We start from the raw sequence: 25,705 nt of genomic DNA, 5'->3' as shown, positions 1-25,705 counted from the left end.
ATTTATGAAAAAAAATATACTATTCCTATTTATTGTTTTTTTCTTTAATAAGGTTTCTGCTAACTCAGGTGATCTATTATATACTGCAGAGTATGAAGGTGCTGTTACTTTCCCGGCCGGATATGTAATTGGAGATTATGTTGAGTTTTTAAGAGTAAATCCAATATCTGCAGGAGCAAGTGGTTATTACCAGATTTCTATCAACTACACCCGTGGAAATGTTGCTTCGGCTGCAACTCATATTGCTTCCATATCACATTCTAACCCGAATTTATGGAGAGAAACAGGACGAATAAACAATAATCCATATGTAGGTTCCGGAACAAATTTTACTATTGACTGTAATACACAATACGGAAATCCACGATTTAGAATCAGAGCAGTAAACACTTTGGGAATCAATACCCCAATTACTGTTTATATTAAAGTGACATCATTCAATTCAAACGATGCACTTACAGCTTTAAATGTAACAGGAAATGATACCTCTGTTTCCAAATTTCTTCCTATGACATCCGATTGGGATTTATATGTTGGAAATGTTTTTACCGCAGACGGTGCCTCACTTGCTATTAAAGCTCTTCAAAACGGAAATGTAGGGATTGGTACAGCAAACCCAACTTCAAAGCTTACCGTTGCGGGCAACGTTGCTGCCCGTGAAGTAAAAGTAACCGTCGATGCCGGGGCCGATTTTGTTTTTGAAGATGCTTATCCCCTTCCTTCTCTGGAGTCTGTCGATAAATTCATAAAAGAAAACAAACACCTTCCCGAAATTGCTTCTGCTCAGGAAATGCAAAAAGAAGGCATCAATTTATCTGAAATGAATATTAAACTTTTACAAAAAATAGAAGAACTGACTTTGTATGTAATTGAAATGAAGAAAGAGAATGAAAAGCAGAATGAAAAAATAATGTCACTTGAAAACAAGCTAAAAAATAAAAACAATGAGTAAAAAAATTATGTTTATAGTTTGGCTGATTGTTTCTATTCCGTTTTTCACAAATGCACAGATAGCTACAACACCCCTTGCAGGAGATTACAAAATTATTACTGTTGGTAATAACGGAGTTGGCGATTATGTCCGAAACTTAATTTTACTTCACGAGATATACAATGGAAGTTTATTACCTATGAACAATACAGTGGGTACAATAACAGCTTACAGAGGTAGTGCAGCATCCTATAATAGAATTAATGTTGTAGAAATAAATTCATCATCATCCTACGATGGTACTTCTGCCTCTATCAAATCGTTTGACAACGAAAGCAGCTGGAAATTAAAAACCTGCATCTATAATGGTAAAAAGTATATCGCTGTTGATGTTCCCTATTCTGCAGCCTATCATGATTGGGGTTATCAATTTGCCGGGTGGACAAAATCAACCGGAGAAAACATGAAATCCGTTAATTATGAAGTGGCCGGCCAGCCTGTAAACACTACTATTCTATCTGACATTCAGGATTATACTCCAAATATGACTGAAATTCATAATGTAAGTAACTTTCTTATAATGGGTAACAATGTAGGTATTGGCACAATGTCTCCTGACGAAAAACTAACCGTAAAAGGAAAAATCCACACACAGGAAGTTAAAGTTGATATGGCCGGGCCGTTAGTTCCGGATTATGTGTTTGCAGGCGATTATAAACTTAAAACCCTGGAAGAAGTGGAGCAGTATATTAAAGAAAATAAACATTTGCCAGAAATTCCATCTGCCCAGGAAATTGAGAAAAACGGATTAATGCTCGCTGAAATGAATATGAGCCTGCTTAAAAAAATAGAAGAAATGACGCTCTACATAATAGAAATGAAAAAAGAGAATGAAAGACAGAATGAAAAGCAGAATGAAAAGCAGAATGAAAAAATACTATCTCTTGAAAACAAATTAAAAACTAAAAACAATGAGTAAAAAAAATACGCTGATTGTTTTGCTGATTGTTTCTATTCCGTTTTTCACAAATGCACAGATAGCTGCAACTCCCCTTGCAGGAGATTACAAGATTATTACTGTTGGTAATAACGGAGTTGGCGATTATGTCCGAAACTTAATTTTACTTCACGAGATATACAATGGAAGTTTATTACCTATGAACAATACAGTGGGTACAATAACAGCTTACAGAGGTAGTGCAGCATCCTATAATAGAATTAATGTTGTAGAAATAAATTCATCATCATCCTACGATGGTACTTCTGCCTCTATCAAATCGTTTGACAACGAAAGCAGCTGGAAATTAAAAACCTGCATCTATAATGGTAAAAAGTATATCGCTGTTGATGTTCCCTATTCTGCAGCCTATCATGATTGGGGTTATCAATTTGCCGGGTGGACAAAATCAACCGGAGAAAACATGAAATCCGTTAATTATGAAGTGGCCGGCCAGCCTGTAAACACTACTATTCTATCTGACATTCAGGATTATACTCCAAATATGACTGAAATTCATAATGTAAGTAACTTTCTTATAATGGGTAACAATGTAGGTATTGGCACAATGTCTCCTGACGAAAAACTAACCGTAAAAGGAAAAATCCATACACAGGAAGTTCGGGTTGATATGGCCGGACCGTTAGTACCAGATTATGTTTTTGAAAACGATTATAAGCTTAAAACTTTAGAAGAAGTAGAGCAGTATATTAAAGAAAATAAACATTTACCGGAAATTCCATCTGCTCAGGAAATTGAGAAAAATGGTTTAATGCTGGCTGAAATGAATATGAATCTGCTTAAAAAAATGGAAGAAATGACACTTTATATGATCGAAATGAAGAAAGAGAATGAAAAGCAGAATGAAAAAATAATGTTACTTGAAAACAAACTAAAAAATAAAAGCAATGAATAAACATATAAAAATTATTTTTCTGCTGATAGCATCTCTTCCTTTCTTCGCAAATGCACAGACAAATACAGTGGCATTTAATTACAAAATCATTGAGATGGGTACAAATGGAGGCGATTATACCAAAAATTTAATTCTGCTCCATGAAATCTATAACGGCAGCTTAATCTCTATTAATAATGCAGTAGGAACAATAACAGCTTTTAGAGGTTCTCCGGGGTCTTATAACAGAACCAATATTGTAGAAATAAGTACCTCATCTGCTTATAATGGCACACATGCTTCCTTAAGATCTTACGATGGTTTTGGCGAGTGGACTTTTAAAACCTGTACCTATAATGGAAAAAAATACCTGGCACTAAATGTACCTTATGCTGATTCCATGCACGATTGGGGCTATCAATTTGCCGGCTGGACAAAATCAACCGGAGAAAACATGAAAACCGTTAATTATGAAGTAGCAGGTCAGCCTGTAAACACTACTATCCTCACTGACATTCAGGATTACACCCCAAATATGAATGAAACTCATAATGTACATAACTTTCTTATAATGGGAAACAATGTGGGTATTGGTACAATGTCACCTGATGAAAAATTAACCGTAAAAGGAAAAATTCATACACAGGAAGTCCGTGTTGATATGGCCGGGCCGTTAGTTCCGGATTATGTGTTTGCCGACGATTATAAACTTAAAACTTTAGAGGAAGTTGAAGATTATATTAATGAGAACAAACATTTACCGGAAATTCCATCAGCAAAAGAAATTGAGAAAAATGGCTTAATGCTGGCCGAGATGAATATGGCACTTCTTAAAAAAATGGAAGAAATGACGCTTTATATGATTGAACAAAATAAGGAACTAAAATCATTAAAAGAGCAGGTCAGAAAACAGGACAATGATATTAAGCTTCTTAAAAAGAAAAAAAAATAATTACAGCTAACCTCAAAATAACTCCCAAACTATCATGCTGAAACAAAAGAACACTATAATATTATTATTTTTTTTATTCGTAACCTCATTTGGTTTTTCTCAAAATGATACCAATCAAAATGGTCTGAAATCTACAGTTATAGTAAACTTAACGGCTGTAGAAACTCAAGCTAAAAGATACGAAATCGCCTCTCTTGGATACAATTCGTTTCATTGGCAGGTAGGCGGATTAATTATTATTGAGCTTTTTCAGTCATCATTCGGCACAGGATATGAAAGATACATTCTTGAAAATGGCTACGGCCAAGGAACCGGCTCCGGGTCTCCTTCTCTTAAGCTCGCAGAATCTCATGGCATGTTTCATTACGGAAAAATTACTCTTGGAACACCAACTGACCTGGAAACAAGTGTAGGCGATAAAATAAACAAACAACTGCCTATTTATTTCGATGTACAATATTACGCCAACTATAAAATTAAAATCAGCTACTTACAAGAAAAAGTAGACACCGTAACCGGTCACAACCAGATAAGAATAAACCAGACTCCGGCAGGCATTAATATTCCTGATTTCTCCGTTTCAACTGCCTTAGACCTTAATTTAAATCTAACCGGATATGGAAATGTAAATCATTATATCCTGAATGGGAATTTAGGATTAGGAACTACAGCACCAGACGAAAAGTTAACCGTGAAAGGTAAAATTCACACTCAGGAAGTCCGTGTTGATATGGCCGGACCGTTAGTTCCCGATTATGTTTTTGAAAACGATTATAAACTCAGAACTTTAGATGAGGTTGAAAATTATATCAACGAAAACAAACATTTACCGGAAATCCCATCAGCAAAAGAAATCGAAAAAAATGGTTTAATGCTGGCAGAGATGAACATGGCACTTCTTAAAAAAATGGAAGAAATGACGCTCTATATGATTGAAATGAAAAAAGAAAATGAAAGCCTGAAAAACAATCAAAAAGTACTTGAAGAAAGAATTCAAAAAATTGAAAACAAATAAATTATGAAAAAAATACTACTCACAGGTATATTTTTTATTTGTACACTATATTCTTTTGCACAAGTAACCGGAAGTTTTAATGTTGGCGGAGACATTGATAAATATTATCCCGTAACGTTTTTAGATGGCGGCTGGAATAATAATGCCCCTACAACCTTACTATTATCCCGTAGCAGTATTCATCAGGACTCAACCTGGCGTGGATCTTTGATGTCTTCTTTTACCTATCATATTACAGGATGGGGACATGGTTCTAACTTTATTGACGCTGACATTAAACCGTCAAGAGGATCAATTACAAATTTTATTGCCGGATGGAGAGATGCTACAGCAGAGGGGACTTGTGCTTGTATCATAATTTGGCTTCGGGGCGGCGGAACTACTTATTACTATCAATCTAATTATACGGTATCTCCAACAGTTTATGATGGTTTACAGAACTCATTACCGTACAATGAAGTTAATGGTCCTGCGCACAGTTATAAAACTGCAATAGAAGAATATGCCACAACAACCGGAATCTACCAAAGCCGAAATGCTTACTTCGCAGCCAATGTGGGCATTGGAACTATTAATCCTCAAAACAAACTCGATGTAAACGGAACCATTCATTCTAAAGAAGTTAAAGTAGATTTAACCGGATGGCCGGACTATGTGTTCAAAAAAGATTACAATTTGTCAACATTAGATGAGGTTGAAAAACATATTACTGAAAAAGGACATTTAGAAAATATTCCAAGCGAAGAAGAAGTCGTTAAAAATGGAATCAGCTTGGGAGAAATGAATGCTAAACTTTTACTGAAAATAGAAGAACTAACTCTTTATATGATTGAAATGAAAAAGGAAAATGAAAGCCTGAAAAACAATCAAAAAATACTGGAAAACAGAATTCAGAAAATTGAAAATAAATAATATATGAAAAAAATTATATCAACAGGTTTCTTATTTTTTTGCAGCCTTCATTTGTTTGCGCAGGTAACCGGAAGTTTTAATGTTGGCGGAGACATTGATAAATTTTATCCGGTAACTTTTTACGATGGTGGATGGCGTAATAATGCTCCTACTTCTTTAATTCTTGCAAGAAGCAGCGTTCATCAGGACTCATCATGGAGAGGATCATTAATATCATCTTTCACCTATCATGTAACTGCATGGGGACATGGTTCCTACTTTATTGATGCCGATATAAAACCACTCTTTGTTGCCGGAAATCCATTCATTGCCGGATGGAAAGATGCTACAGCAGCAAGCAACTGCACTTGTATTATAATCTGGCTTCGAGGCGGAGGAACAACCTACTTCTACCAATCCAATTATGCTGTAAACCCAACTGTTTATGATGGCGTTCAGAATTCTTTACCATACAATGAAGTCAATGGACCTGCACACAGCTATAAAACTGCAATAGAAGAATATGCCACAACTACGGGAACCTATCAAAACCGAAATGCCTACTTTACTGCCAATGTTGGTATTGGTACCACAATTCCAGATGAAAAACTAACTGTAAAAGGCAAAATCCATGCACAGGAAGTCAAAATTGATATGCTTGGACCGTTAGTACCTGATTATGTTTTCGAAAATGATTATAAACTCAAAACCTTAGATGAGGTTGAAAAGTATATCAACGAAAATAAACATTTACCGGAAATCCCATCTGCTCAGGAAATCGAGAAAAATGGTTTAATGCTGGCAGAGATGAATATGGCTTTACTAAAAAAAATGGAGGAAATGACGCTCTATATGATTGAACTGAAAAAGGAAAATACATTTCAGAAAAAACAACTCGAAGAACAAAATCAAAAGATAGAAACTCTCGATAAAAAAATCAATCAGCTTTTAAATACCAAATAATGAAGAAACTATTGACTGTCCTATTAATTTCATTTTTTTTTAGTACCTCATTTTCGCAAACAACCACAAGCCAAAACGGATTACAAACAACTGTAATAAGTAATTTATCCGCTGAAAATGTTCAGGCAAAAAGATTCGAAATAGCCAATATTGGTTATAATTCTTTTCATTGGCAGTACGGCGGTGTCATAATGATTGAAATTTTTCAGTCCTATTTTTCAACAGATTATAAAAAATACATTCTTCAGAATGGTTATGGTGAAGGTATTAACTCCGGATCTGCAGTACTAAAATTAGTTGACGTACAAGGCAACCAGTCCCTGGGAAAAATAAGCTTGGGAACTCCTGTTGATTTAAATTCAACTTTTGGAGGTTATGTTAACAGACAGCTTCCTGTCTATTTTGAAGTACAAAATTATGCTGTGTATACTATTAAAATTACGTATTTACATCAGAAAGTCGATACAGTAACGCTGCACAACCAGATTAAAATTAATGAAACGCCAACCGCTGTCAATATATCCAATTTCACAGCTTCAACCGAACTAAACAACAACCTTATAACAAATGGTCTTTTAAGAGTAACCGGCAATGGAAACCATTATATTCAGAATGGAAATTTAGGAATAGGAACCACAGCACCAGACGAAAAGTTAACCGTAAAAGGTAAAATCCATACGCAGGAAGTTCGTGTTGATATGGCCGGACCGTTAGTTCCCGATTATGTTTTTGAAAACGATTATAAGCTCAGAACTTTAGATGAGGTTGAAAAGTATATCAATGAAAATAAGCATTTACCGGAAATTCCATCAGCAAAAGAAATCGAGAAAAATGGTTTAATGCTGGCCGAAATGAATATCGCTTTATTAAAGAAAATGGAAGAAATGACGCTCTATATGATTGACATGAAGAAAGAAAATGAAGCAATGAAAAAAGACATAACAAAACTGAAACAACTAACTAAATAAGTATGAAGAAACTGTTACCTGCTTTTGTTCTTTTCATGTCCGTTATTTCGATTTCACAGGCTCAGATTTCCAGTAGTTTTAATGTGGGCGGCGATCCTGATAAATTTTATCCCGTACTTTTTTATGATGGCGGATGGAATAATAATGTGCCTACAGATTTAATATTGGGAAGAAGTTCCACACATACAGACTCTTCATGGCGGGGTGCTTTAATGGCCAGCTTTAAATTTCATGTAAGCAACTATGGTAATGGCGCAAATTTTATTGATGCGAATGTAGGGTCAAGTAACGCCTTTATAGCGGGCTGGCGTGATGCTACTGCAGAAGGCACCTGCTGGTGTATCATTATATGGTTAAAAGGAGGCGGAACAACCTATTATTATCAATCTAATTATGCCGTAAACCCTACTGTTCATGATGGCGTTCAGAATGTTTTACCATACAACGAATTTAATGGTCCGGCACACAGTTATAAAACGACAATAGAAGAATACGCTACAAATACCGGAACCTATCAAAACCGAAATGCCTATTTCGCCGCCAATGTTGGTATTGGAACAATAATCCCGGATGAAAAATTAACTGTAAAAGGAAAAATACACACGCAGGAAGTCAGAGTTGATATGGCCGGACCGTTAGTACCTGATTATGTTTTCGAAAATGATTATAAACTCAAAACCTTAGATGAGGTTGAAAAGTATATCAACGAAAATAAACATTTACCGGAAGTCCCATCTGCAAAAGAAATTGAGAAAAATGGTTTAATGCTCGCCGAAATGAATATGGCTTTACTAAAAAAAATGGAGGAAATGACTCTCTACATGATTGAGCAGAATAAAAAGATAAATGAACTTCAGGAACAGAATAAAAAGTTTGAGGCTCTTGAAGACCGACTACAAAAAATAGAATCCAAATCAAAATAATCCCCCGAATGAAAAACCTCAAATTCCTATTCTTTACTTTATTATTGTTATTCACTTTAGTAACACATTCTCAAAGCTATTTTCCGATGCTGAACATTGAGAGCAATATGGAATCTTTTACTAAAGTAAACGGACAATGGATTGCCATTTCTCCTGCAAACAATACACTTGGAGCCAATTATTACCAGGGGATGAACTTTGGTTTTGACATTAATAATTACGCCAGTTTAGTAAATGGTGTTGCAACAAATGAATTGTATTTTGGAAGATGGTCTAACGGATGGAAAGGATGGAATAGAATCTGGCATTCGGGAAATCTAAACAATACCTCCAGCGATTTTACCGCCAAAACTGTCAATGCTGCAAAAATTAATTTAAATGTTCCCGGAACTCAGGACCAAATAGATGCCCTAACCGTTGATGTAGGCTCATTTGGGACCAATGAAAATGCAGCCAGAAGCAGTTTTTTCAGAGTACGTGATATTGGTGCCGGAAACTGGATTCCGTTTATTATAAAAGGAAATGGCTACGTAGGAATTGGCACCACAAAACCTACCTCACTTCTAACTGTAGCCGGAAATATTGCTTCACGCGAGGTAAAAGTAACCGTTGACGCCGGAGCCGATTTTGTTTTTGATAACCATTATGATCTTCCTTCTTTAGAATCAGTAGACAAATTCATTAAAGAAAACAAACACTTACCGGAAATCGCTTCGGCAGAAGAAATGCAGAAAAACGGAATCAATCTTTCGGAAATGAATATTAAACTGCTGCAAAAAATTGAAGAACTGACTCTGTATATGATTGAGATGAAAAAGGAAAATGCCGAAATGAAAAAAGAAAATAGTAAACAAAACGAAGAAATAAAACTTTTAAAATCTCAGGTATCTCTTAAATAAACTAAAATGAAGTTAAAAATAATCGCAGTCATAGTATTATTCAACACACTAATCTCTTATTCTCAGCAAATAGGCGGTGGATATGCCCCTTACATAACAGACTTTACAGTACCGCTGCTTTCCGGAGTTTATGGCGCACCAAACGCCATTGGAAAAGCTCCTGATGATCTCTACGAATGGCAGCATCTACTTGTAGTAAGACATGGAAATCCCGAAAACAACCATCAATTACAAATAGCCAGCTCATTCCTGCCAAATGACCGATTATTTTTCAGAAAATTATCCGGTTATCTGCAGCCCCAAAACCCACAATGGTTCGAAATAGCCACAAGAGGAACAAATAATTTTTCAGGAAATCAGAATATAGACGGAAATTTAGGAATTGGTACCACAAGCCCTAACTCAAAATTAACCATAAGATCAGGAGGAACCGGTGTGAGTATTCATCCGGGTACTGCTCCCTATTTTGGAACTTTATCTTTTAACAGGGAATCATTTAATGGGGAAATTTTTGACCCCAATGGTCAGGCATTCCAAATAAACAATGGCGGAACAGACAAACACCTTCATATCCAGGTTTACAATGGAAACGGAACCATGGTTACAAACGATGCTTTTGTAGTCAATGGAATAAATGGTAATGTGGGTATTGGAACCTCAAATATTACTTCAAAACTTACTGTAGCCGGAGATATCGCTTCACGCGAAGTAAGAGTTACTGTTAATGCCGGAGCCGATTTTGTTTTTGAAAACGATTACAACCTGCCTTCTTTAGAATCTGTAGACAAATTCATTAAAGAAAATAAACATCTGCCAGAAATCGCCTCTGCCAAAGAAATGCAGAAAGATGGAATCAATTTATCTGAGATGAACATCAAACTCCTTCAGAAAATTGAAGAGATGACTTTATATATGATTGAACAAAATAAAAAAATAACCGATCAGCAAAAAGAAATTACCACATTAAAAAAGGATAACGAAAATCTAAACGATATTAAAAAGAGATTAGCAAATCTAGAAAATAAACTATGAAACAAAACTACCTTCTAAGAGCTGCCATTTTATTTTTTTTTTCAAATTTTATATCAGGGCAGTCTAATATTTATCCGGCTTTTGGAGATGTAACGATTCGCAGTTATTCTCCAAATTTAATTTTACAAAGAAGCGAAGATATTGGAGGTTTTACGGCCGGAATCCAGGCCAGAATGCTCGATGGCACAAACAACTGGTATTTTGGGGCATTGCACGACCAGTCCTGGATCGTGAGCAAAGGGGATTATTCAAATCCTAAATTTACCATTCGTAATAATGGAAATGTTGGTATAGGAACAGAATATCCATCCAACCTTCAGGGATGGGGCAATGTACTGGATGTTGCCGGAGCCCATCACTCAAAAATTTTAGCCACATCTGTAAATTCGGCATATAGGGTGGGTATCTTTTCTCACAATCCCGAATGGTATGGCGGCGGCGGATTTGTAGGTACAGAAAGTGATCATCCGTTACATTTAATCAGCAGTTACAGAGTACGAATGTCAATTCTGACAAATGGAAATGTTGGTATTGGTACCTTAAATCCATCTTCTATGCTTACTGTATCCGGAAACATAGCTTCACGAGAAGTAAAAGTAACCGTTGATGCCGGAGCTGATTTTGTTTTTGAAAACGATTATAACTTACCTTCTTTAGAATCTGTAGACAAATTCATTAAAGAAAATAAACATCTGCCTGAAATTGCTTCTGCCAAAGAAATGCAGAAAGACGGCATTAACCTTTCTGAAATGAACATCAAACTGCTTCAGAAAATTGAAGAAATGACTTTGTATATGATCGAAATGAAAAAAGAAATCGAATTATTGAAAAAAGCCCAAAACTAAATTATGAAAAAACTAGCCTCTCTCCTGTTTGTACTAACATCATTTACAACATTTTCACAAATAATTTCACCAAACGGAAACAATATTTTTTATTATAATGGTTCAGCAGATGTTATTTTTAAGTATCCCGAAAGAGGTTCAGGAGGACGTGCTTTTGTACATGCGCCAAATAATGTTTTAGCATTAAATTATGCTGAAGATTTTACAGGAGGAACTTTGATTGGCAGCAATGTTTATTTTAAAGACAATGGAAATTCCTTTATTTATTCGGGAAATTTTGGAATTGGTACTTCAACACCAGCCGGTACATTAGATTTACAAAAACTAAATTCAAATCTGGTTTTTGATTTAAATACAAATGGTCTTTGTAAAATAATCAGTAAAGGCTGGAATGCCAGTATTGATTTACATACTTTTCAGATAAATGGTGTTGAAAACCTAAGTCAATTACATCTTAACACGAATGGCTATGTGGGTATAGGAACCAATAATCCCAGTGCACCGCTTACCGTTTATGGAAAATCTCATTTCTTTCCGGCCAGAATTGGCAGCGGAGATGCCCGGTCTTTAGAAATAAGCAATACAGCAGGCTTTCCTGCTTTCATCGATAATGATTACCCGGTATTCTTAAAAACCGGAGGAGGAAACCAACCCTTAATTTTAGATGCAGCAAGAGTGGGTATTGGCACAGCAAAACCTACTTCTATGCTTACTGTAGCCGGAAATATTGCCTCACGAGAAGTAAAAGTAACGGTGGATGCCGGAGCTGATTTTGTTTTTGAAAATGATTATAACCTGCCTTCTTTAGAGTCTGTAGATAAATATATTAAAGAAAACAAACACCTTCCTGAAATTGCTTCGGCAAAAGAAATGCAGAAAGACGGTATTAATTTGTCTGAAATGAATATCAAACTTTTACAAAAAATTGAAGAGCTGACCCTTTATGTAATTGAAATGAAAAAAGAAAACGAAGAAATGAAAAAAGAGATCTCTGATTTAAAAAAAATACATAAATAACGATGAAAAAACTATTCTTATTTCTATTACTTTCTCTCTTTATCAATTCCAAAGCACAGGTTTCAGGCAGTTTTGTAGTTAAAGGTGATTTCGATAAATTTTATCCCATAAGATTTTCTGACGGAGGCTGGAGCAGCAATGCACCTACCAGTTTAATATTAGGCCGAAGCAGTATTCATACCGATTCTTTATGGAGAGGGTCTTTAATGGCCGCATTTACCTATCATGTAACTTCCTGGGGTAACGGTTCCAATTTTATTAACGCCGATATTAAGCCGGCAAGCGTATCTACCAATGTAATTTTTGTATCGGGATGGCAGGATATCAGCCATAGCAGTAATGACCAATATATCATTATTTGGTTACGGGGCGGCAGCACTACCTACTATTACCAGTCAAATTATGCAGTAAATCCGGCAGTATACGACGGAATTCAAAATCCATTACCCTATACGATAACAAATGGAGCCAATCTAACTTATAAAACATCTGTTGAAGATTATGCCACAACAAACGGGATATACCAAAACAGAAATACTTTTTTTATGGCAAATGTTGGTATTGGTACCACAAACCCAACATCAAAACTTACTGTAGCCGGAAACATTGCCTCACGCGAAGTAAAAGTAACCGTGGATGCCGGAGCCGATTTTGTTTTTGAGAACGATTATAATTTACCTTCTTTAGAATCTGTAGACAAATTCATTAAAGAAAATAAACATCTTCCTGAAATTGCTTCGGCAAAAGAAATGCAGAAAGACGGAATTAATCTTTCTGAAATGAATATCAAACTGCTGCAGAAAATTGAAGAAATGACACTATATATGATCGAACAGAATAAACGAATTAAAAAACTCGAAAAAAACCAAACTAAATAATTATGAGCACATTTAATTTACAAGGAAAATTTATTTTATTTCTGTTTTTAATCAAATCATCCTTTTTTTACTCTCAAAGCCTGCCAATAATTGGATTTGGAGATGCTCCCAGTTACAGAATTGCTACTTATGACGTTCCTGATTCTTCGGGTCTGGATCTGCACTGGTACGGAGGAATCCGTTTTGGCGATAAAACGGGTAACAATGTAATGCAGATCGCAAATGGAAATGTAGGTATTGGAACAACAGCTCCCAGAGCTTATTTTGATATGGCGCGGTATATTGGTAATGGCCAGATAGGAACTATTTTAGGAAGGTTAGGCGAAGGAGACAGTACAGGAAATGGTACCTTTTTAGGAGTACAGGGTTTTGCAACTCAGGGAGAAAACTGGCAGAATGTGAAGAGTTTTTCTATAGTGCACAATTTTTACGGAACAACGAACAATTCTATTAACTTCTATCGAGGCGGCGGCGTTACAGGAGGATACATGACTTTTTGTACAGATAACAATATTGAAAAAATGAGAATCGGGATCAACGGAAATGTTGGTATTGGTACCACAAACCCAACCTCAAAACTTACCGTAGCCGGAAATATTGCCTCACGTGAAATAAAAGTAACCGTTGATGCCGGAGCCGATTTTGTTTTTGAAAATGATTATAACTTACCTTCTTTAGAGTCTCTGGATAAATTTATTAAGGAAAACAAACACCTTCCTGAAATTGCTTCGGCAAAAGAAATGCAGAAAGACGGAATCAATTTATCTGAAATGAATATCAAACTTTTACAAAAAATTGAAGAGCTGACTTTATATGTCATTGAACAAAATAAAGAAATAAGTGCGCTTAAAAAAGAAAAGCAGAATAATGAGATCTTAAATGCAAAACTTGAAAAGTTAGAATCAAAAATTAATCAACTTCAAAAAAGTAAATGAAAAAATTACTATTTCTTATCAGTTTTATAGTATTCCATTCTGCATCAGGCCAGGTATTTACAACAAACAGAAACCCTGTAGGTTTAGAACACAATATTTTATTTAATGCTCAATTAAGATATCAGGTAACGCAGACAGGTCCTTCACTTTATGTTCCTTCTTTGTTTGATGGCGGTATGAGCCCTTCTTATTCTAACGGAAATATCAGTTTTGAAAACCCTACTGTAATTCTAATCGAAAACCTTCCCTCTCACGCTCATACTCAGGTTGGTGCCTGGGTGGGCTGGACCACTCGCTACTGGTATGCAAAAAGGTTTAAAATAGAAGGCTATGATGAATTTAACTCCTTTAACAATTGGAGGGTTATAGCAGATTACTCTGCGGTAGACTATAATAACTATGATTTTTCGACACCTATACCTGTTTCGGGAATATATACTAAGTTAAAATTTACATTTTATGTTTCTGAAACTAATGGTCAGGTAGGTGTTTCTGAATTATTCTTTATTCATCCGGAAGCCACTTATCCGTATGCAGGTTTATTATCATATGCAGCTAACAATTGGGAAAACAATAGTTCTAATCTTGTTTATAATAACAGCGGGAATGTTGGTATAGGTACCACAAACCCAACCTCAAAATTAACAGTAGCCGGAAACATTGCCTCACGCGAAGTAAAAGTAACCGTTGATGCCGGAGCCGATTTTGTTTTTGAGAACGATTATAACTTACCTTCTTTAGAGTCTGTAGACAAATTCATTAAAGAAAATAAACATCTTCCTGAAATTGCTTCGGCAAAAGAAATGCAGAAAGACGGGATCAATTTATCTGAAATGAATATTAAGCTGCTTCAGAAGATCGAGGAATTAACGCTTTATGTAATTGAACAGGAAAAGAAAGACAAAATCCAGTCAGAAAAAATAGAGCGGTCAGACAAGCAAATCGAATTACTAAAAAAGGAAAATGAAAACTTTAAATCGCTTCTGGAACGAATATCGATAATTGAACAAAAAATAAAATAAATCCCCATGAAAAAATTACTGTTTCTTACTCTAATAACCTTTAATTCGTTTATTTACAGCCAGACCTTTGACGGTAATTTGGGCTCCAACAGTTTAAAATGGTCAACTGAACAAAAAGATTTTAATAGTCTGCCAAGAGTTGGTGTAACTCCTATGTCAATAAAGCTTTGGGATAATTATGGTGGAACTAATGCCCCATCGCCTTATGGTTCATTGTTGGAATTATACGGAAAAGTCGGCCATTTAGTATCGCAATTGTATTTTAACAATAATTGGAACGGCGGGCAGATTATGTACCGAAGCGCTTTCTATAATCAAAATACATGGGGAGAATGGCGAAATTTATTAGACTCCAAAAGTGATGTAGAATCATCTGGCAATTTACGAATTGGCGGTACTGGCTACAGTGGTATTGGAACTAACAATCCGGAGAAAAAATTTCAGATAGACGCTTCCAATAATGATGCAGGGCTTCGTATTCATTCCGCACAAGGCAATAACAATACCAATACTCCTTTTTTGCTTTTAACCGGTGGATATCTGCCTAATAACGGAGTGGCTTTACGTGGCGTTAATGACCTTACTTACGGAAGAAAAGCGTTGGTTTTTTATTCCGGGTGGGACGGAGATACTGATAATCCTGCCATTACCGGCTTACAGGAAAGAATGAGAATTTCATCAAGCGGAAATGTTGGGATTGGCACCGTAAATCCAAAAAATAAATTAGATGTAAAAGGAACAGTCCATTCTCAGGAAGTAAAAGTTGATATGCTGGACTGGTCCGATTTTGTTTTTAAAAAAGAATATAATCTCCCAACGCTTAAAGAAGTTGAAAAACATATCACTGAAAAAGGGCATTTAGAAAATATCCCAAGTGAAGAGGAAGTTTTGAAAAATGGAATTAACCTTGGTGAAATGAATGCAAAACTACTACAGAAAATTGAGGAGTTGACACTCTATATAATTGAGCAGAATAAAAGAATTGAAAAACTGGAAAGCAGGAATCAATAAGACCAATTTAGTTTTACTTAAATCATCAATAAATGAAAAATATTCTACTGCTATTTACACTTTTTTTGCTACTATTAACCAGCAATAAAGCAGTTTCTCAAGCTACTCAGCTGGGGCAGAATTCAGCAACAAGTTTAACTTTTTTTGAATATTACAATCATGGAGCTCCAGAATGGATAAAACTATTTAAAATTAAAAATGCCGACTGGTATTTTGGTGGTGCTGCAGGCTCTTTATATTTTGTAGATTATCAGGGAGAAGGGGCCTCCAGGATTGATTTTGTTTTTCCGCAGTCTATCAACAGCGATCAAAAACCTCTGTTAAAATTTGTGGGTAATTCGTCCCGGGATATTGTCTGGTATGTACTGCCGTCTTCTGATAATAAGTACTATGAGGTTTATATCAAAACTCCAAGTTATCATGTAGGTCTTAGTTTTTTATTCAGAAGTTATGCCACAGAAACTTTTATTACTCCGGAAACACCTCCAACACAAAACTGGAGCTGGTCCAGCGCAGCAAATCCTGAAAGCTTACAAACAGAACTGGGGAATGGTAATGTTGGAATTGGAACTATGAACCCCGCTTCAAAACTGACCGTTGCAGGTAATATAGCTTCACGAGAAGTAAAAGTAACTGTGGATGCCGGAGCCGATTTCGTTTTTGATAACCATTACAACCTACCTTCTTTAGAATCTGTAGATCAATTCATTAAAGAAAACAAACACCTTCCTGAAATTGCTTCGGCAAAAGAGATGCAGAAAGACGGAATTAATCTTTCGGAAATGAATATTAAACTTTTACAAAAGATTGAAGAATTAACCCTCTATTCTATTCAGCAAAATAAAAAAATAACCGCTCAGGAAAAGAAAATCGAAGAATTAGAAAACGAGAAAACGGCATTAAAATCTTTATCTGAAAGACTTTCTAAAATAGAACAACAATTTAATAATCAAGTATCAAAATGAGAAAAATTACAATATATTCAATACTAACATTTTGCTTTTCGAATGTTTTTTATGCTCAAAGTGCAGCATCCTTAAGTATTAGTGATACCAGATGGGTTAATGATGTCCCTAATTTTTTCGAACATGGAATAAGGGCTGATTTTAAAGAAAGAAGCTACATTGGTGCTCCCGGTTATGGAATGTATTCAACTAATATAACCGTTTCTCCATGGGAAGATACGGACAATAGCGGAGGTAAAAACCATCAGTTTAATTTAAATGATGGCGGTATTTTTTACAGAAATGCTTATCCCTCAGCTGATCAATGGGGAACCTGGAGGCAGTTATTAATGACTAACGAAAATGGGAACGTTGGAATAGGAATTGAAAATGCAGGTTTTCAAACCAGGCTGCATGTTAAAGAAAGCGGAACATCTGTCGCAGTCTGGAGAGGCAGGATCGTCGCGTCTGGTGATTTAAATGCTATTGTAATGGGAGAATATAATGGTAAAGCCTGGTTTGGGGCACATAATTCTCAATTAAATGCCTGGAGTGATTTAATTATTCAGGCAGACGGAGGAAATGTTGGAATTGGTATGACAAACCCAAAAAACAAATTAGATGTAAAAGGTACCATTCATTCTCAGGAAGTAAAAGTCGATATGCTCGACTGGTCTGATTTTGTATTCAAAAAAGACTATAACTTACCAACTCTTGAACAAGTTGAAAAACATATTACAGAAAAAGGGCATCTGGAAAATATTCCGAGTGAAGAAGAAGTATTGAAAAATGGAATTAATCTGGGAGAAATGAACGCAAAGCTTCTTCAGAAGATCGAAGAGTTAACGCTATATATTATTGAGATCAAAAAAGAGAATGCCCTTCAGAATGAAAAACAGAATGAAGAAATAAAAAATCTAAAAAACATACTCTCTTCCCAAAACAAATAATCATGAAAGTAAATATAGTTGCAATCATTCTGGTTTTTACCGGATTCATCTCATCGGCACAGCAAATTGGAGACGGACATGCACCAACCACCATTTCTGACTTTTCAGCTGCTCTAAAATCCGGTATCTATAATGGTTTAAATACAACTACAGCTGGTATGGCACCTGACAATAGTAATGTCTGGCAGCATCTGTTTGTTGCCAGGCATATAAATACAACCAATAACTATCAACTACAGATAAGCTCTTCTTTTGCTATAAATGACCGTTTATTTTTTAGAAAAATTGTCGCTGGAGATTTATCTTCGGTAAACACAAATTGGGTCGAATTAGCTACCAGAGCGAGTAATACATTTACCGGAAATCAAACTTTAATAGGAAACCAGACTTTAACCGGTAATCTGGTAATTGGTAAAGACGCTGAAGTAACTACAATCTCAGGTCCGGCAAACAGTGGCGCCATCCAAATTAAAACCAATATGAGTTATGGAGGATCTACCAATAGATATTTGAGACTGGGCTGGAAAGATAATAATGCTCTTTTTTCACCCGTTTTATCTATAAATGATGATTTAAATGTTGGTATAGGTACCATAAATCCCGATTCCAAATTAGCTGTAAACGGAACCATACATTCCAGAGAAGTCAAAGTAGATTTAACAGGCTGGTCTGATTTTGTATTTAAAAAAGACTATACCTTACCCACTCTGGAAGAAGTAGAAAAACATATTGCCGAAAAAGGACATCTGGAAAATATCCCAAGCGAAGAGGAGGTTTTAAAAAATGGAATTAATCTGGGTGAAATGAATGCCAAGCTGCTTCAGAAGATCGAAGAATTAACGCTTTATATGATCGAAATGAAAAAAGAAAACGAAAATATAATGAAAGAAAATGCTGAAATGAAAAAAGATATAGTAATGTTAAAACAAAATAAATCAACTGCTGAATGAAAAATTTCAACCTATTACTGACTTTATTCCTTTTTACACAGGCAATTTGTTCACAAAATTCAGTACCCAATACCGGAACTGTAAATTTTGACACCAATCTTAATGTTGGCAAGCAGATAGCTTCGCCTGGCACCAATGGCCAAATTATACGTTTATCACTTATTCCATACGGACATACAGGCGGTCCCTGGAATTTTAAAACAAGAGATAATGCCTCTCTGGCATTTTTAGATCTTGATTACGGAACAACAGGTTCAGCTTTGACCATAAACAGTGATAAAAAAATTGGTATAGGTGTAACAAATCCATCTCAAAAATTAGAAGTAAATGGTAATGGATTATTTACCGGAGCAGTTATTAGTTCTGTTTCAGATGACGGCGGCGGAAAAATAGAAGTAGAAAACCCTACTAAAACTTCCAACGGAACGGCAAGCAGGTGGACCATTTATAATATGACAGGAGTATATGGAAACAGTCTGCAATTTTGGGCATACGATAATTTAGGCTGCGGCGGCGGAATGTGTACCAACAGGTTCACTATTATGGATAATGGAAATGTTGGAATTGGTATAATGGCACCAAACAATAAACTGGATGTTAACGGAACTATTCATTCCAGAGAAGTAAGGGTAGATATGACTGGCTGGCCGGACTTTGTTTTCAAAAAAGAATACACTTTACCCACTCTTGAAGAAGTAGAAAAACATATTAAAGAAAAAGGGCATTTAGAAAATATCCCAGGGGAAGAGGAAGTTTTAAAAAACGGAATCAATTTAGGAGAAATGAATGCGAAGCTGCTTCAGAAGATTGAGGAGCTTACTTTATATTCTATTCAGCAAAATAAAAAAATTGAAGAGCAGTCAAAGGAAATTGAAACATTAAAAGCTTTAGCTTTGCGAATAGAAAAAATTGAAAGAGAATTAAGTCAAAAATAGACTGCAAATGAAAAACAAAAAAAACATATACATTCTTTTACCATTGGTTTTATTCGTTTGGGGAGCTGTTTTATTTCAGGTATTTTCCTTTACAAATACTGATGAAATAGTTCCTGAAAGCAATCCTGAATTCAGTATCAAACCTTTAAAAGTTACTAAAAGACAGTCTTTTGCCATTAACGTAAATTACAGGGATCCGTTTTTAGGAAAAATGTACAATCCTGAGACTGCTTCTCCTGCCAAAACAGCTTCTGCTAAAACGGTTAAGGTAAAAAAACAGCCGGAACCACTGGTTTGGCCTTCTATTGTTTACAAGGGAGTAATAGCTGATACCAAAGGTAAAAACACCATTTTTATGCTTATCATAGACAATAAAAATTATTATATGAAAATTGGTGACACCGAAAACGAAGTCTTTTTAAAGTCCGGTGACAAAGAATCTGTTTATGTAAAATACAAAGGCAATCTTAACCTTATAATGCTGCAGGATTGAAATTAAAGCTTAAAATTAAATCCGGTGCGCTGCAGTTTACAGTTTTTATTGCTGTACTCATTGCCCTGCTTCTGGCTGGTCTGGTATTGTATGCCTATACTTTTATTTATATGAAAGAACAGTCAAAAGGGGCTGTCGAAAATATCCAGATTGCTGATATCGGAATTCAGTCGCTGCTGGAACAAAAAGAATTAAATACAGATACTTCGAGTATCAATTTTATAAAAAAAGAAAACCAAACTATTAAAACCTATTTGTCGCAATGGGGCGTATTTCAAAAAGGAATCACTATAACACAATTTCGAAAAAAGAAATTTGCTAAAACAGCCATAATAGGTTCCCTCATTATCGCAGATAAATCCCCTACCCTTTTTTTGCAGGAAACTCACAATGCGTTAACTGTTGTGGGGAGCACTAAAATTCAGGGCATTGCCTATCTGCCTACACAGGGCGTAAACTCAGGTTACATCGCCGGAAACAGTTACTATGGAACACAATTAATTTACGGACGTATTGAAAAAAGTACTTCTGAGCTTCCAAAACCAGGAAAAGATTTTACAGCGGCCATAAACTTTTATTTAAAAGAATATAAAACAGAGCGTCAGGAAGATTATATCAATTTAAATTCGACTGTAAAAATTACAAATTCCTTTAACGAAAAAACAAAAGGCTTTTATTCTCAAAACGAAATCACACTTGAAAACCGAATCATCTCCGGAAACATTATAATCAAATCAGAAACAGCTATTAAAGTTAGAAAAACAGCCTTACTTAATGATCTGATCTTAATAGCCCCTGTTATTGAAATTGAAGATGAAACTATTGGCTGTTTTCAGGCTGTTGCTTCCAAAAAAATTATAATAGGAAAAAGATGCAGCTTAAGCTATCCCTCTGCCCTGCTTTTGTTCCAGGACAATAAAAATACGGCTGCAGAAAATTCCAATTACAGTACCTTACATGAAAACCAGATTTTTATAGATGAAGGAAGTATTTTTAAAGGATGTATAACCTATATCCAGACCAAGGAAACTTCTGATTTTCAAACACAGATTGTATTAGAAAAAGATTCGAAAATAAAGGGACAGGTATATTGTAATGGTAATCTTGAAATAAAGGGAACTGTTTCAGGATCAGTTTATACGAAACAGTTTGTGGCCAATCAGGCCGGATCTATTTTTATGAACCATGTCTACAATGCCACTATAGAAAACGAAACGGTTCCGGCCCTTTATGGCGGTATCATTTTAGAACAGGAACCTAAAACAGTTTTAAAATGGTTATACTAAAAAAAATAAAATCGGCAACGTTGGTAGAAGCCATTGTAGCTACTGTTTTGGTGGTCATTATATTCATTGTCTCAAGTGTGATACTGAATAATCTGGTTTTTAATACGTTCTCTAAAAATACACATGGTGTGGAGACCCGAATAAACGAACTGGAATATGAAGTACAAAACAAGATCATAAAACTGCCTTATCAGGAAAATTATAAAAACTGGAATATCAGCATCGACCCGGGAGCAGGTTCTTCAGATAAAACCTTTTTCATTTCGGCAGTAAACAGTGTTTCCAAAAAAGAAATTATAAAAGAACAAGTACGATGGCAGCAGCAAAACTAAAATCATTTACTTTATCAGAAATGATAGTGGTTATGATTATAACTGCTATAGTCGTGGGTATGGCCTTTAGTGTTTTACGAATTGTTCAAAAACAAATTCATACTATTCAGAACAATTTTGAAAAAACAAGTACCTTGTCTCTTTTCGAACAAAAGCTCTGGCAGGATTTCAATGAACCCCACCAAATTGTATATGATAGTGCCAAACAGTTCTTAATCATGACTTCGGAAGTGGATACGGTTACTTATTCTTTTCAGGAAAACTTCAGTCTGAGAAACCTTGATACCATCAAACTTAAAATTATACCCCAAAAAGCCTTTTTCAGGGGAAAAGAAATAAGTAACGGACCAATCGACGCTTTGTCGATATTTGCTGAAACAGAATTACCGGATTACCACATTTTTGTTTCGAAAAAAAATGATATAACCTTTTTTATGAACCAGGAAGATGGCCTTTAAAATAGAAAATACAACCCATAAAAAAGCTGTCCAGTCTAAAAATCCGAACAGCATTGAAAGCCTTTTAAAAAAGGAAATAACACTTTTTGGTGACAGTTTTAACAATAAAAAGAAACAGGCCTTTTATCTCGAACTCGCCGTTTTACTAAAAGCAGGAGTTAGTTTTAAAGAAGGACTTTCCCTTATCATTGAATCCTTAAAGAAAAATGCCGATAAAGATTTAATTCAGACTATTCTAAACGACGTCGTAAACGGAAAACCTTTCTCTGAAGCTTTAGTAAAATCGAAATCATTTACAGAATATGAATATTATTCTATCCAGATTGGAGAAGAAACCGGAACTACAGCGCAGGTTTGTGAAGAACTGGGGCATTTTTTTGAACGCAAAAACGAACAGAAACGCATTATTGTCGCAGCACTCACCTATCCCTCTATTGTATTGAGCACAGCTGTTCTCGTGGTTATTTTTATGCTGAGTTATGTGGTACCCATGTTTCAGGATATTTTTAAACAAAACAATATGGAACTCCCGTTTCTGACCCAGTTAATTGTAAAATTATCCGTCTGGACCAAAACCTACGGACTCTATTTTTTTCTGGGAATACTGGCTTTTATTTTTTCAACCCAGTTTTTTAAAGACAATCATAAATACAAAAAAGCCCTGCATTATTTCCTTGTCAAAATTCCTGTTTTGGGAGCATTTATGACAAAAGTCTATCTGGCACAGTTTACTCAGGCAGTGACCTTACTTACAACTGCAAAAGTCCCTTTACTCAACAGTATTCAGATGGTCAAAAAAATGATTCGTTTTGTACCACTGCAGGAAGCTCTTGAACAGGTTGAAAACAGTATCCTCAAAGGAAACAGCCTAAGCGCCAGTTTAAAAAACACACCCCTCTTCGACAACCGAATTATATCCCTTGTTAAAGTAGCCGAAGAAACCAACCAAACCGAATATGTCTTCAAACAGTTAAGTGAACAATACAATCAGGAAGTAGTACAGCAGTCGAAAGTAATGACTACTGTTCTTGAACCTTTTATCATTCTTTTTGTTGGGGTTTTAGTGGCGGTTTTACTGGTAGCTATGTATTTACCAATGTTTCAGTTGAGTAGTGCGATCGGGTAATATTAAGGTAGTGTTACAAATTAGGTTTTTTTATAATTAACCACTTAACTAACTGAAAAAGAAGATTAAATTTTAATTATTGAATAGAACAAGAGACGGCGAATAGAGAATAAATAATTTCATTATCTCCTTAATCCGGAACATGACAAAATAATCCTAATAGTTTAACCAATGAACTTTAATATTATCCGGGCAAGAATAAAACGAAACCGTCTTGATGTTTATGCCGGTGAATTTTATCAGGACAATGATTCCGCTTTTACTAAAGCACTTCAGGAGAAAGGAATTTCCGCCCTTGTGGCTATTAAAAGAAACGACGATGTTTATACCGCTCTCGGAAACGAGTACATATACTATTGTACCGATTCAGGAAACGAAGGACAAATTCTGAATGTTGATTTTTTAAAGATTCTTCAGGAAACGGCTATACAGAAAGGAAAATCTGCCGAATATGAATTTATTGAAATTAAAGAAAACTGCTCTATCTGGGTTCATAATATCTATACCATGACAGCCTTGTGGAATACACTTTTACTGTTTCGAAACAATTCTGCTAAAAATTCGAAAATTGATGAAACTGATTTGTAAATAAACCTTTATCTCTTTGTTTCTTATGAAACAAATTACAATTGCTTTTCTAATTACTTTTTTAATGATACTATTTCCATCTTGTAAAAAAGAAAACATGGAAATTGAAATTCTTGAACAAGAAAATTCGACCAATTATTTTCAGAAAAAATTGAATAATATAGAACTAATGGACGCTTTAAGCAAAAGAGTTATTGAACATGGAGATTCCATAGCTTATTTTGAAATTCAGTCGATATACAAATATTAGCGAACAAAGGACAAACCTCTGCATTGTATTATTCCCTTATAATCGCTAATAAATTTCACTATAATCAGGCTTATTACGATGTGTACTATATTTTAAATTCACCAAAAGCAGATCCTGAAACAAGAAAAATGGCTAATGAGTATCTCAAAAAATATAAAAAAGAAAAATAATAAAAACAAGAGAGCCACTTTATAAAAGCAGCTTTCTTGTTTAACAGTATCCTAATCCTGCTTTATAAAAATCAGCTCCTCATTATAATTCGCAATACTTACCAAAGCATTATAAATATACTTTGAGACCAAAGCTCCTCCTTCAAAATTAATGAGTTCAATATCGTCTTCGGGTGTGTGGTACTGCGGGTGTCCGCCTGTATGAAGACCTATGGCCGAAATACCGGCTTTATAAAAAGTAACATGATCAGAGCCGCCCACATCGCCGGCAAACACTACCGGGTTTAGTCCGCTGTTTTCTCCTAGCTTTTTCATCAGATCAACTCCATTCGAGAACGTTCCGGCACCGCCCATATAAATCTGTTTTTCGGTATTTAATCGTCCTACCATATCCATGTTGAGCATTACTTTTACAGCTTCTTTCTGAACTGGTAAATGGTTTACAAAATACTTGGATCCCAGCAAACCTTCTTCTTCTCCGCTGAATGAAATAAAAATAATACTTCTTTTGGGTTTGTTTTTGAGTTTAGAAACCTGTTCCAGTATACACAACAAAGCCGAAACTCCCGAAGCATTATCATCGGCTCCGTTATGAATTGCCACGGTATCTTTCTTTTTACTTCCGGAACCTTTTCCGCCCCAGCCCCAATGGTCGTAATGTGCCCCAATTACGATAAATTCGTTTTTGAGTTTTTCATCAGAACCTTCTATAAAACCCAGCACATTTTGGGTCGAAACACTATCGGATTTCATTTTGTTGATGCCTTCCTTTACAAACACTTTAAAAGGCTGGTAATAACTGCCGTTAAACTGCTGTAAACCAAACTTTTTAAAATGCTTTTTAATATAAGCCGCCGCAACGTTATTGCCTTTCGTTCCCACCAAACGTCCTTCTAATTTGTCTGAAGAAAGATATTTATCGTGTTTATAAAATGTCTGTGCTATATTGTTTTCCTGGGCATTTGAAACCATACTCAAAAAAAACAAAAAACAAACAAAGCTGAGGTCCTGTAAAAATTTCATATTAATCGTATTCCTGTATTCTAAAA

At 35.3% G+C, this 25,705-nt stretch carries 29 protein-coding genes; 28 read left to right on the top strand and 1 reads right to left on the bottom strand.

Annotation, left to right across the window (positions count from 1 at the left end; all coding sequences use genetic code 11):
* Positions 1-4 precede the first annotated feature (4 nt).
* The 28 genes from ACODST_RS24740 (at position 5) to ACODST_RS24605 (ending at position 24,486) form a co-directional block, all read left to right on the top strand.
* Positions 5-952 carry a DUF4200 domain-containing protein gene (locus ACODST_RS24740; protein WP_488934768.1) on the top strand — a complete coding sequence of 316 codons (948 nt, stop codon included), beginning with the start codon at positions 5-7 and terminating at the stop codon, positions 950-952.
* Positions 945-1,910 (top strand): hypothetical protein, encoded by a 966-nt coding sequence (locus ACODST_RS24735; protein WP_488934767.1) that lies wholly within the window; start codon positions 945-947, stop codon positions 1,908-1,910. The genes ACODST_RS24740 and ACODST_RS24735 overlap by 8 nt, the downstream gene beginning before the upstream one ends.
* Positions 1,903-2,844 (top strand): hypothetical protein, encoded by a 942-nt coding sequence (locus ACODST_RS24730; RefSeq protein WP_488934766.1) that lies wholly within the window; start codon positions 1,903-1,905, stop codon positions 2,842-2,844. The genes ACODST_RS24735 and ACODST_RS24730 overlap by 8 nt, the downstream gene beginning before the upstream one ends.
* The gene (locus tag ACODST_RS24725; protein WP_488934765.1) at positions 2,837-3,775 is read left to right on the top strand and encodes a hypothetical protein; all 939 of its coding nucleotides are present in this window, start codon (positions 2,837-2,839) and stop codon (positions 3,773-3,775) included. Before ACODST_RS24730 ends, ACODST_RS24725 begins: the two co-directional genes overlap by 8 nt.
* Before the next feature lie 34 nt (positions 3,776-3,809).
* A complete protein-coding gene (locus tag ACODST_RS24720) occupies positions 3,810-4,790 on the top strand; it encodes a hypothetical protein (RefSeq protein ID WP_488934764.1) in 981 nt (326 codons plus the stop codon).
* Positions 4,791-4,793: 3 nt separating this feature from the next.
* A complete protein-coding gene (locus tag ACODST_RS24715; RefSeq protein ID WP_488934763.1) occupies positions 4,794-5,702 on the top strand; it encodes a hypothetical protein in 909 nt (302 codons plus the stop codon).
* 3 nt (positions 5,703-5,705) lie between these two features.
* Entirely contained in the window at positions 5,706-6,644 is a 939-nt protein-coding gene (locus tag ACODST_RS24710) for a hypothetical protein (protein WP_488934762.1), read from the top strand.
* Positions 6,644-7,612: a hypothetical protein gene (locus ACODST_RS24705; protein WP_488934761.1), complete on the top strand. Its 969-nt coding sequence runs from the start codon at positions 6,644-6,646 to the stop codon at positions 7,610-7,612. The genes ACODST_RS24710 and ACODST_RS24705 overlap by 1 nt, the downstream gene beginning before the upstream one ends.
* Before the next feature lie 2 nt (positions 7,613-7,614).
* The gene (locus ACODST_RS24700; RefSeq protein ID WP_488934760.1) at positions 7,615-8,535 is read left to right on the top strand and encodes a hypothetical protein; all 921 of its coding nucleotides are present in this window, start codon (positions 7,615-7,617) and stop codon (positions 8,533-8,535) included.
* 8 nt (positions 8,536-8,543) lie between these two features.
* Positions 8,544-9,434 carry a hypothetical protein gene (locus ACODST_RS24695; RefSeq protein ID WP_488934759.1) on the top strand — a complete coding sequence of 297 codons (891 nt, stop codon included), beginning with the start codon at positions 8,544-8,546 and terminating at the stop codon, positions 9,432-9,434.
* 6 nt (positions 9,435-9,440) lie between these two features.
* Positions 9,441-10,466 carry a hypothetical protein gene (locus ACODST_RS24690; RefSeq protein ID WP_488934758.1) on the top strand — a complete coding sequence of 342 codons (1,026 nt, stop codon included), beginning with the start codon at positions 9,441-9,443 and terminating at the stop codon, positions 10,464-10,466.
* Complete coding sequence (locus ACODST_RS24685; RefSeq protein WP_488934757.1) at positions 10,463-11,311, top strand: hypothetical protein; 849 nt, start codon at positions 10,463-10,465, stop codon at positions 11,309-11,311. The genes ACODST_RS24690 and ACODST_RS24685 overlap by 4 nt, the downstream gene beginning before the upstream one ends.
* Positions 11,312-11,314: 3 nt before the next feature.
* Positions 11,315-12,328 carry a hypothetical protein gene (locus ACODST_RS24680; protein ID WP_488934756.1) on the top strand — a complete coding sequence of 338 codons (1,014 nt, stop codon included), beginning with the start codon at positions 11,315-11,317 and terminating at the stop codon, positions 12,326-12,328.
* 2 nt (positions 12,329-12,330) lie between these two features.
* Positions 12,331-13,206, top strand: coding sequence for a hypothetical protein (locus ACODST_RS24675; protein ID WP_488934755.1), 876 nt, complete (start codon positions 12,331-12,333; stop codon positions 13,204-13,206).
* A 2-nt stretch (positions 13,207-13,208) separates the two neighbouring features.
* The gene (locus ACODST_RS24670; RefSeq protein WP_488934754.1) at positions 13,209-14,141 is read left to right on the top strand and encodes a hypothetical protein; all 933 of its coding nucleotides are present in this window, start codon (positions 13,209-13,211) and stop codon (positions 14,139-14,141) included.
* A complete protein-coding gene (locus tag ACODST_RS24665; protein WP_488934753.1) occupies positions 14,138-15,163 on the top strand; it encodes a hypothetical protein in 1,026 nt (341 codons plus the stop codon). Before ACODST_RS24670 ends, ACODST_RS24665 begins: the two co-directional genes overlap by 4 nt.
* Before the next feature lie 6 nt (positions 15,164-15,169).
* Positions 15,170-16,174, top strand: coding sequence for a hypothetical protein (locus ACODST_RS24660; RefSeq protein ID WP_488934752.1), 1,005 nt, complete (start codon positions 15,170-15,172; stop codon positions 16,172-16,174).
* Between the two features lie 32 nt (positions 16,175-16,206).
* Positions 16,207-17,139: a hypothetical protein gene (locus ACODST_RS24655; RefSeq protein WP_488934751.1), complete on the top strand. Its 933-nt coding sequence runs from the start codon at positions 16,207-16,209 to the stop codon at positions 17,137-17,139.
* Positions 17,136-18,068 carry a hypothetical protein gene (locus ACODST_RS24650; RefSeq protein WP_488934750.1) on the top strand — a complete coding sequence of 311 codons (933 nt, stop codon included), beginning with the start codon at positions 17,136-17,138 and terminating at the stop codon, positions 18,066-18,068. The genes ACODST_RS24655 and ACODST_RS24650 overlap by 4 nt, the downstream gene beginning before the upstream one ends.
* A 2-nt stretch (positions 18,069-18,070) precedes the next feature.
* Positions 18,071-19,018 carry a hypothetical protein gene (locus tag ACODST_RS24645; RefSeq protein ID WP_488934749.1) on the top strand — a complete coding sequence of 316 codons (948 nt, stop codon included), beginning with the start codon at positions 18,071-18,073 and terminating at the stop codon, positions 19,016-19,018.
* Positions 19,015-19,953: a hypothetical protein gene (locus tag ACODST_RS24640; protein WP_488934748.1), complete on the top strand. Its 939-nt coding sequence runs from the start codon at positions 19,015-19,017 to the stop codon at positions 19,951-19,953. The genes ACODST_RS24645 and ACODST_RS24640 overlap by 4 nt, the downstream gene beginning before the upstream one ends.
* Before the next feature lie 7 nt (positions 19,954-19,960).
* Positions 19,961-20,446 carry a hypothetical protein gene (locus ACODST_RS24635; protein ID WP_488934747.1) on the top strand — a complete coding sequence of 162 codons (486 nt, stop codon included), beginning with the start codon at positions 19,961-19,963 and terminating at the stop codon, positions 20,444-20,446.
* The gene (locus tag ACODST_RS24630) at positions 20,443-21,732 is read left to right on the top strand and encodes a hypothetical protein (RefSeq protein WP_488934746.1); all 1,290 of its coding nucleotides are present in this window, start codon (positions 20,443-20,445) and stop codon (positions 21,730-21,732) included. The genes ACODST_RS24635 and ACODST_RS24630 overlap by 4 nt, the downstream gene beginning before the upstream one ends.
* Positions 21,720-22,064 carry a hypothetical protein gene (locus ACODST_RS24625; RefSeq protein WP_488934745.1) on the top strand — a complete coding sequence of 115 codons (345 nt, stop codon included), beginning with the start codon at positions 21,720-21,722 and terminating at the stop codon, positions 22,062-22,064. Before ACODST_RS24630 ends, ACODST_RS24625 begins: the two co-directional genes overlap by 13 nt.
* On the top strand, positions 22,046-22,522 hold the full coding sequence (locus ACODST_RS24620) for a PulJ/GspJ family protein (RefSeq protein ID WP_488934744.1): 477 nt from the start codon (positions 22,046-22,048) through the stop codon (positions 22,520-22,522). The genes ACODST_RS24625 and ACODST_RS24620 overlap by 19 nt, the downstream gene beginning before the upstream one ends.
* Positions 22,512-23,648 (top strand): type II secretion system F family protein, encoded by a 1,137-nt coding sequence (locus ACODST_RS24615; RefSeq protein ID WP_488934743.1) that lies wholly within the window; start codon positions 22,512-22,514, stop codon positions 23,646-23,648. The genes ACODST_RS24620 and ACODST_RS24615 overlap by 11 nt, the downstream gene beginning before the upstream one ends.
* Before the next feature lie 171 nt (positions 23,649-23,819).
* Positions 23,820-24,236, top strand: a complete 417-nt coding sequence (locus ACODST_RS24610) for a hypothetical protein (RefSeq protein WP_488934742.1) — start codon at positions 23,820-23,822, stop codon at positions 24,234-24,236.
* A gap of 64 nt (positions 24,237-24,300) precedes the next feature.
* Positions 24,301-24,486: a hypothetical protein gene (locus ACODST_RS24605; protein WP_488934741.1), complete on the top strand. Its 186-nt coding sequence runs from the start codon at positions 24,301-24,303 to the stop codon at positions 24,484-24,486.
* A gap of 221 nt (positions 24,487-24,707) precedes the next feature.
* On the opposite strand, the gene ACODST_RS24600 is transcribed toward ACODST_RS24605, so the two are convergent.
* The gene (locus ACODST_RS24600; protein WP_488934794.1) at positions 24,708-25,628 is read right to left on the bottom strand and encodes a M20/M25/M40 family metallo-hydrolase; all 921 of its coding nucleotides are present in this window, start codon (positions 25,626-25,628) and stop codon (positions 24,708-24,710) included.
* Positions 25,629-25,705: the final 77 nt, after the last annotated feature.

The organism is Flavobacterium sp. FG19 (genome assembly GCF_057809475.1).
The sequence above is the reverse complement of the archived record's forward strand: the minus strand, read 5'-3'. Positions and strand labels throughout refer to the sequence as shown.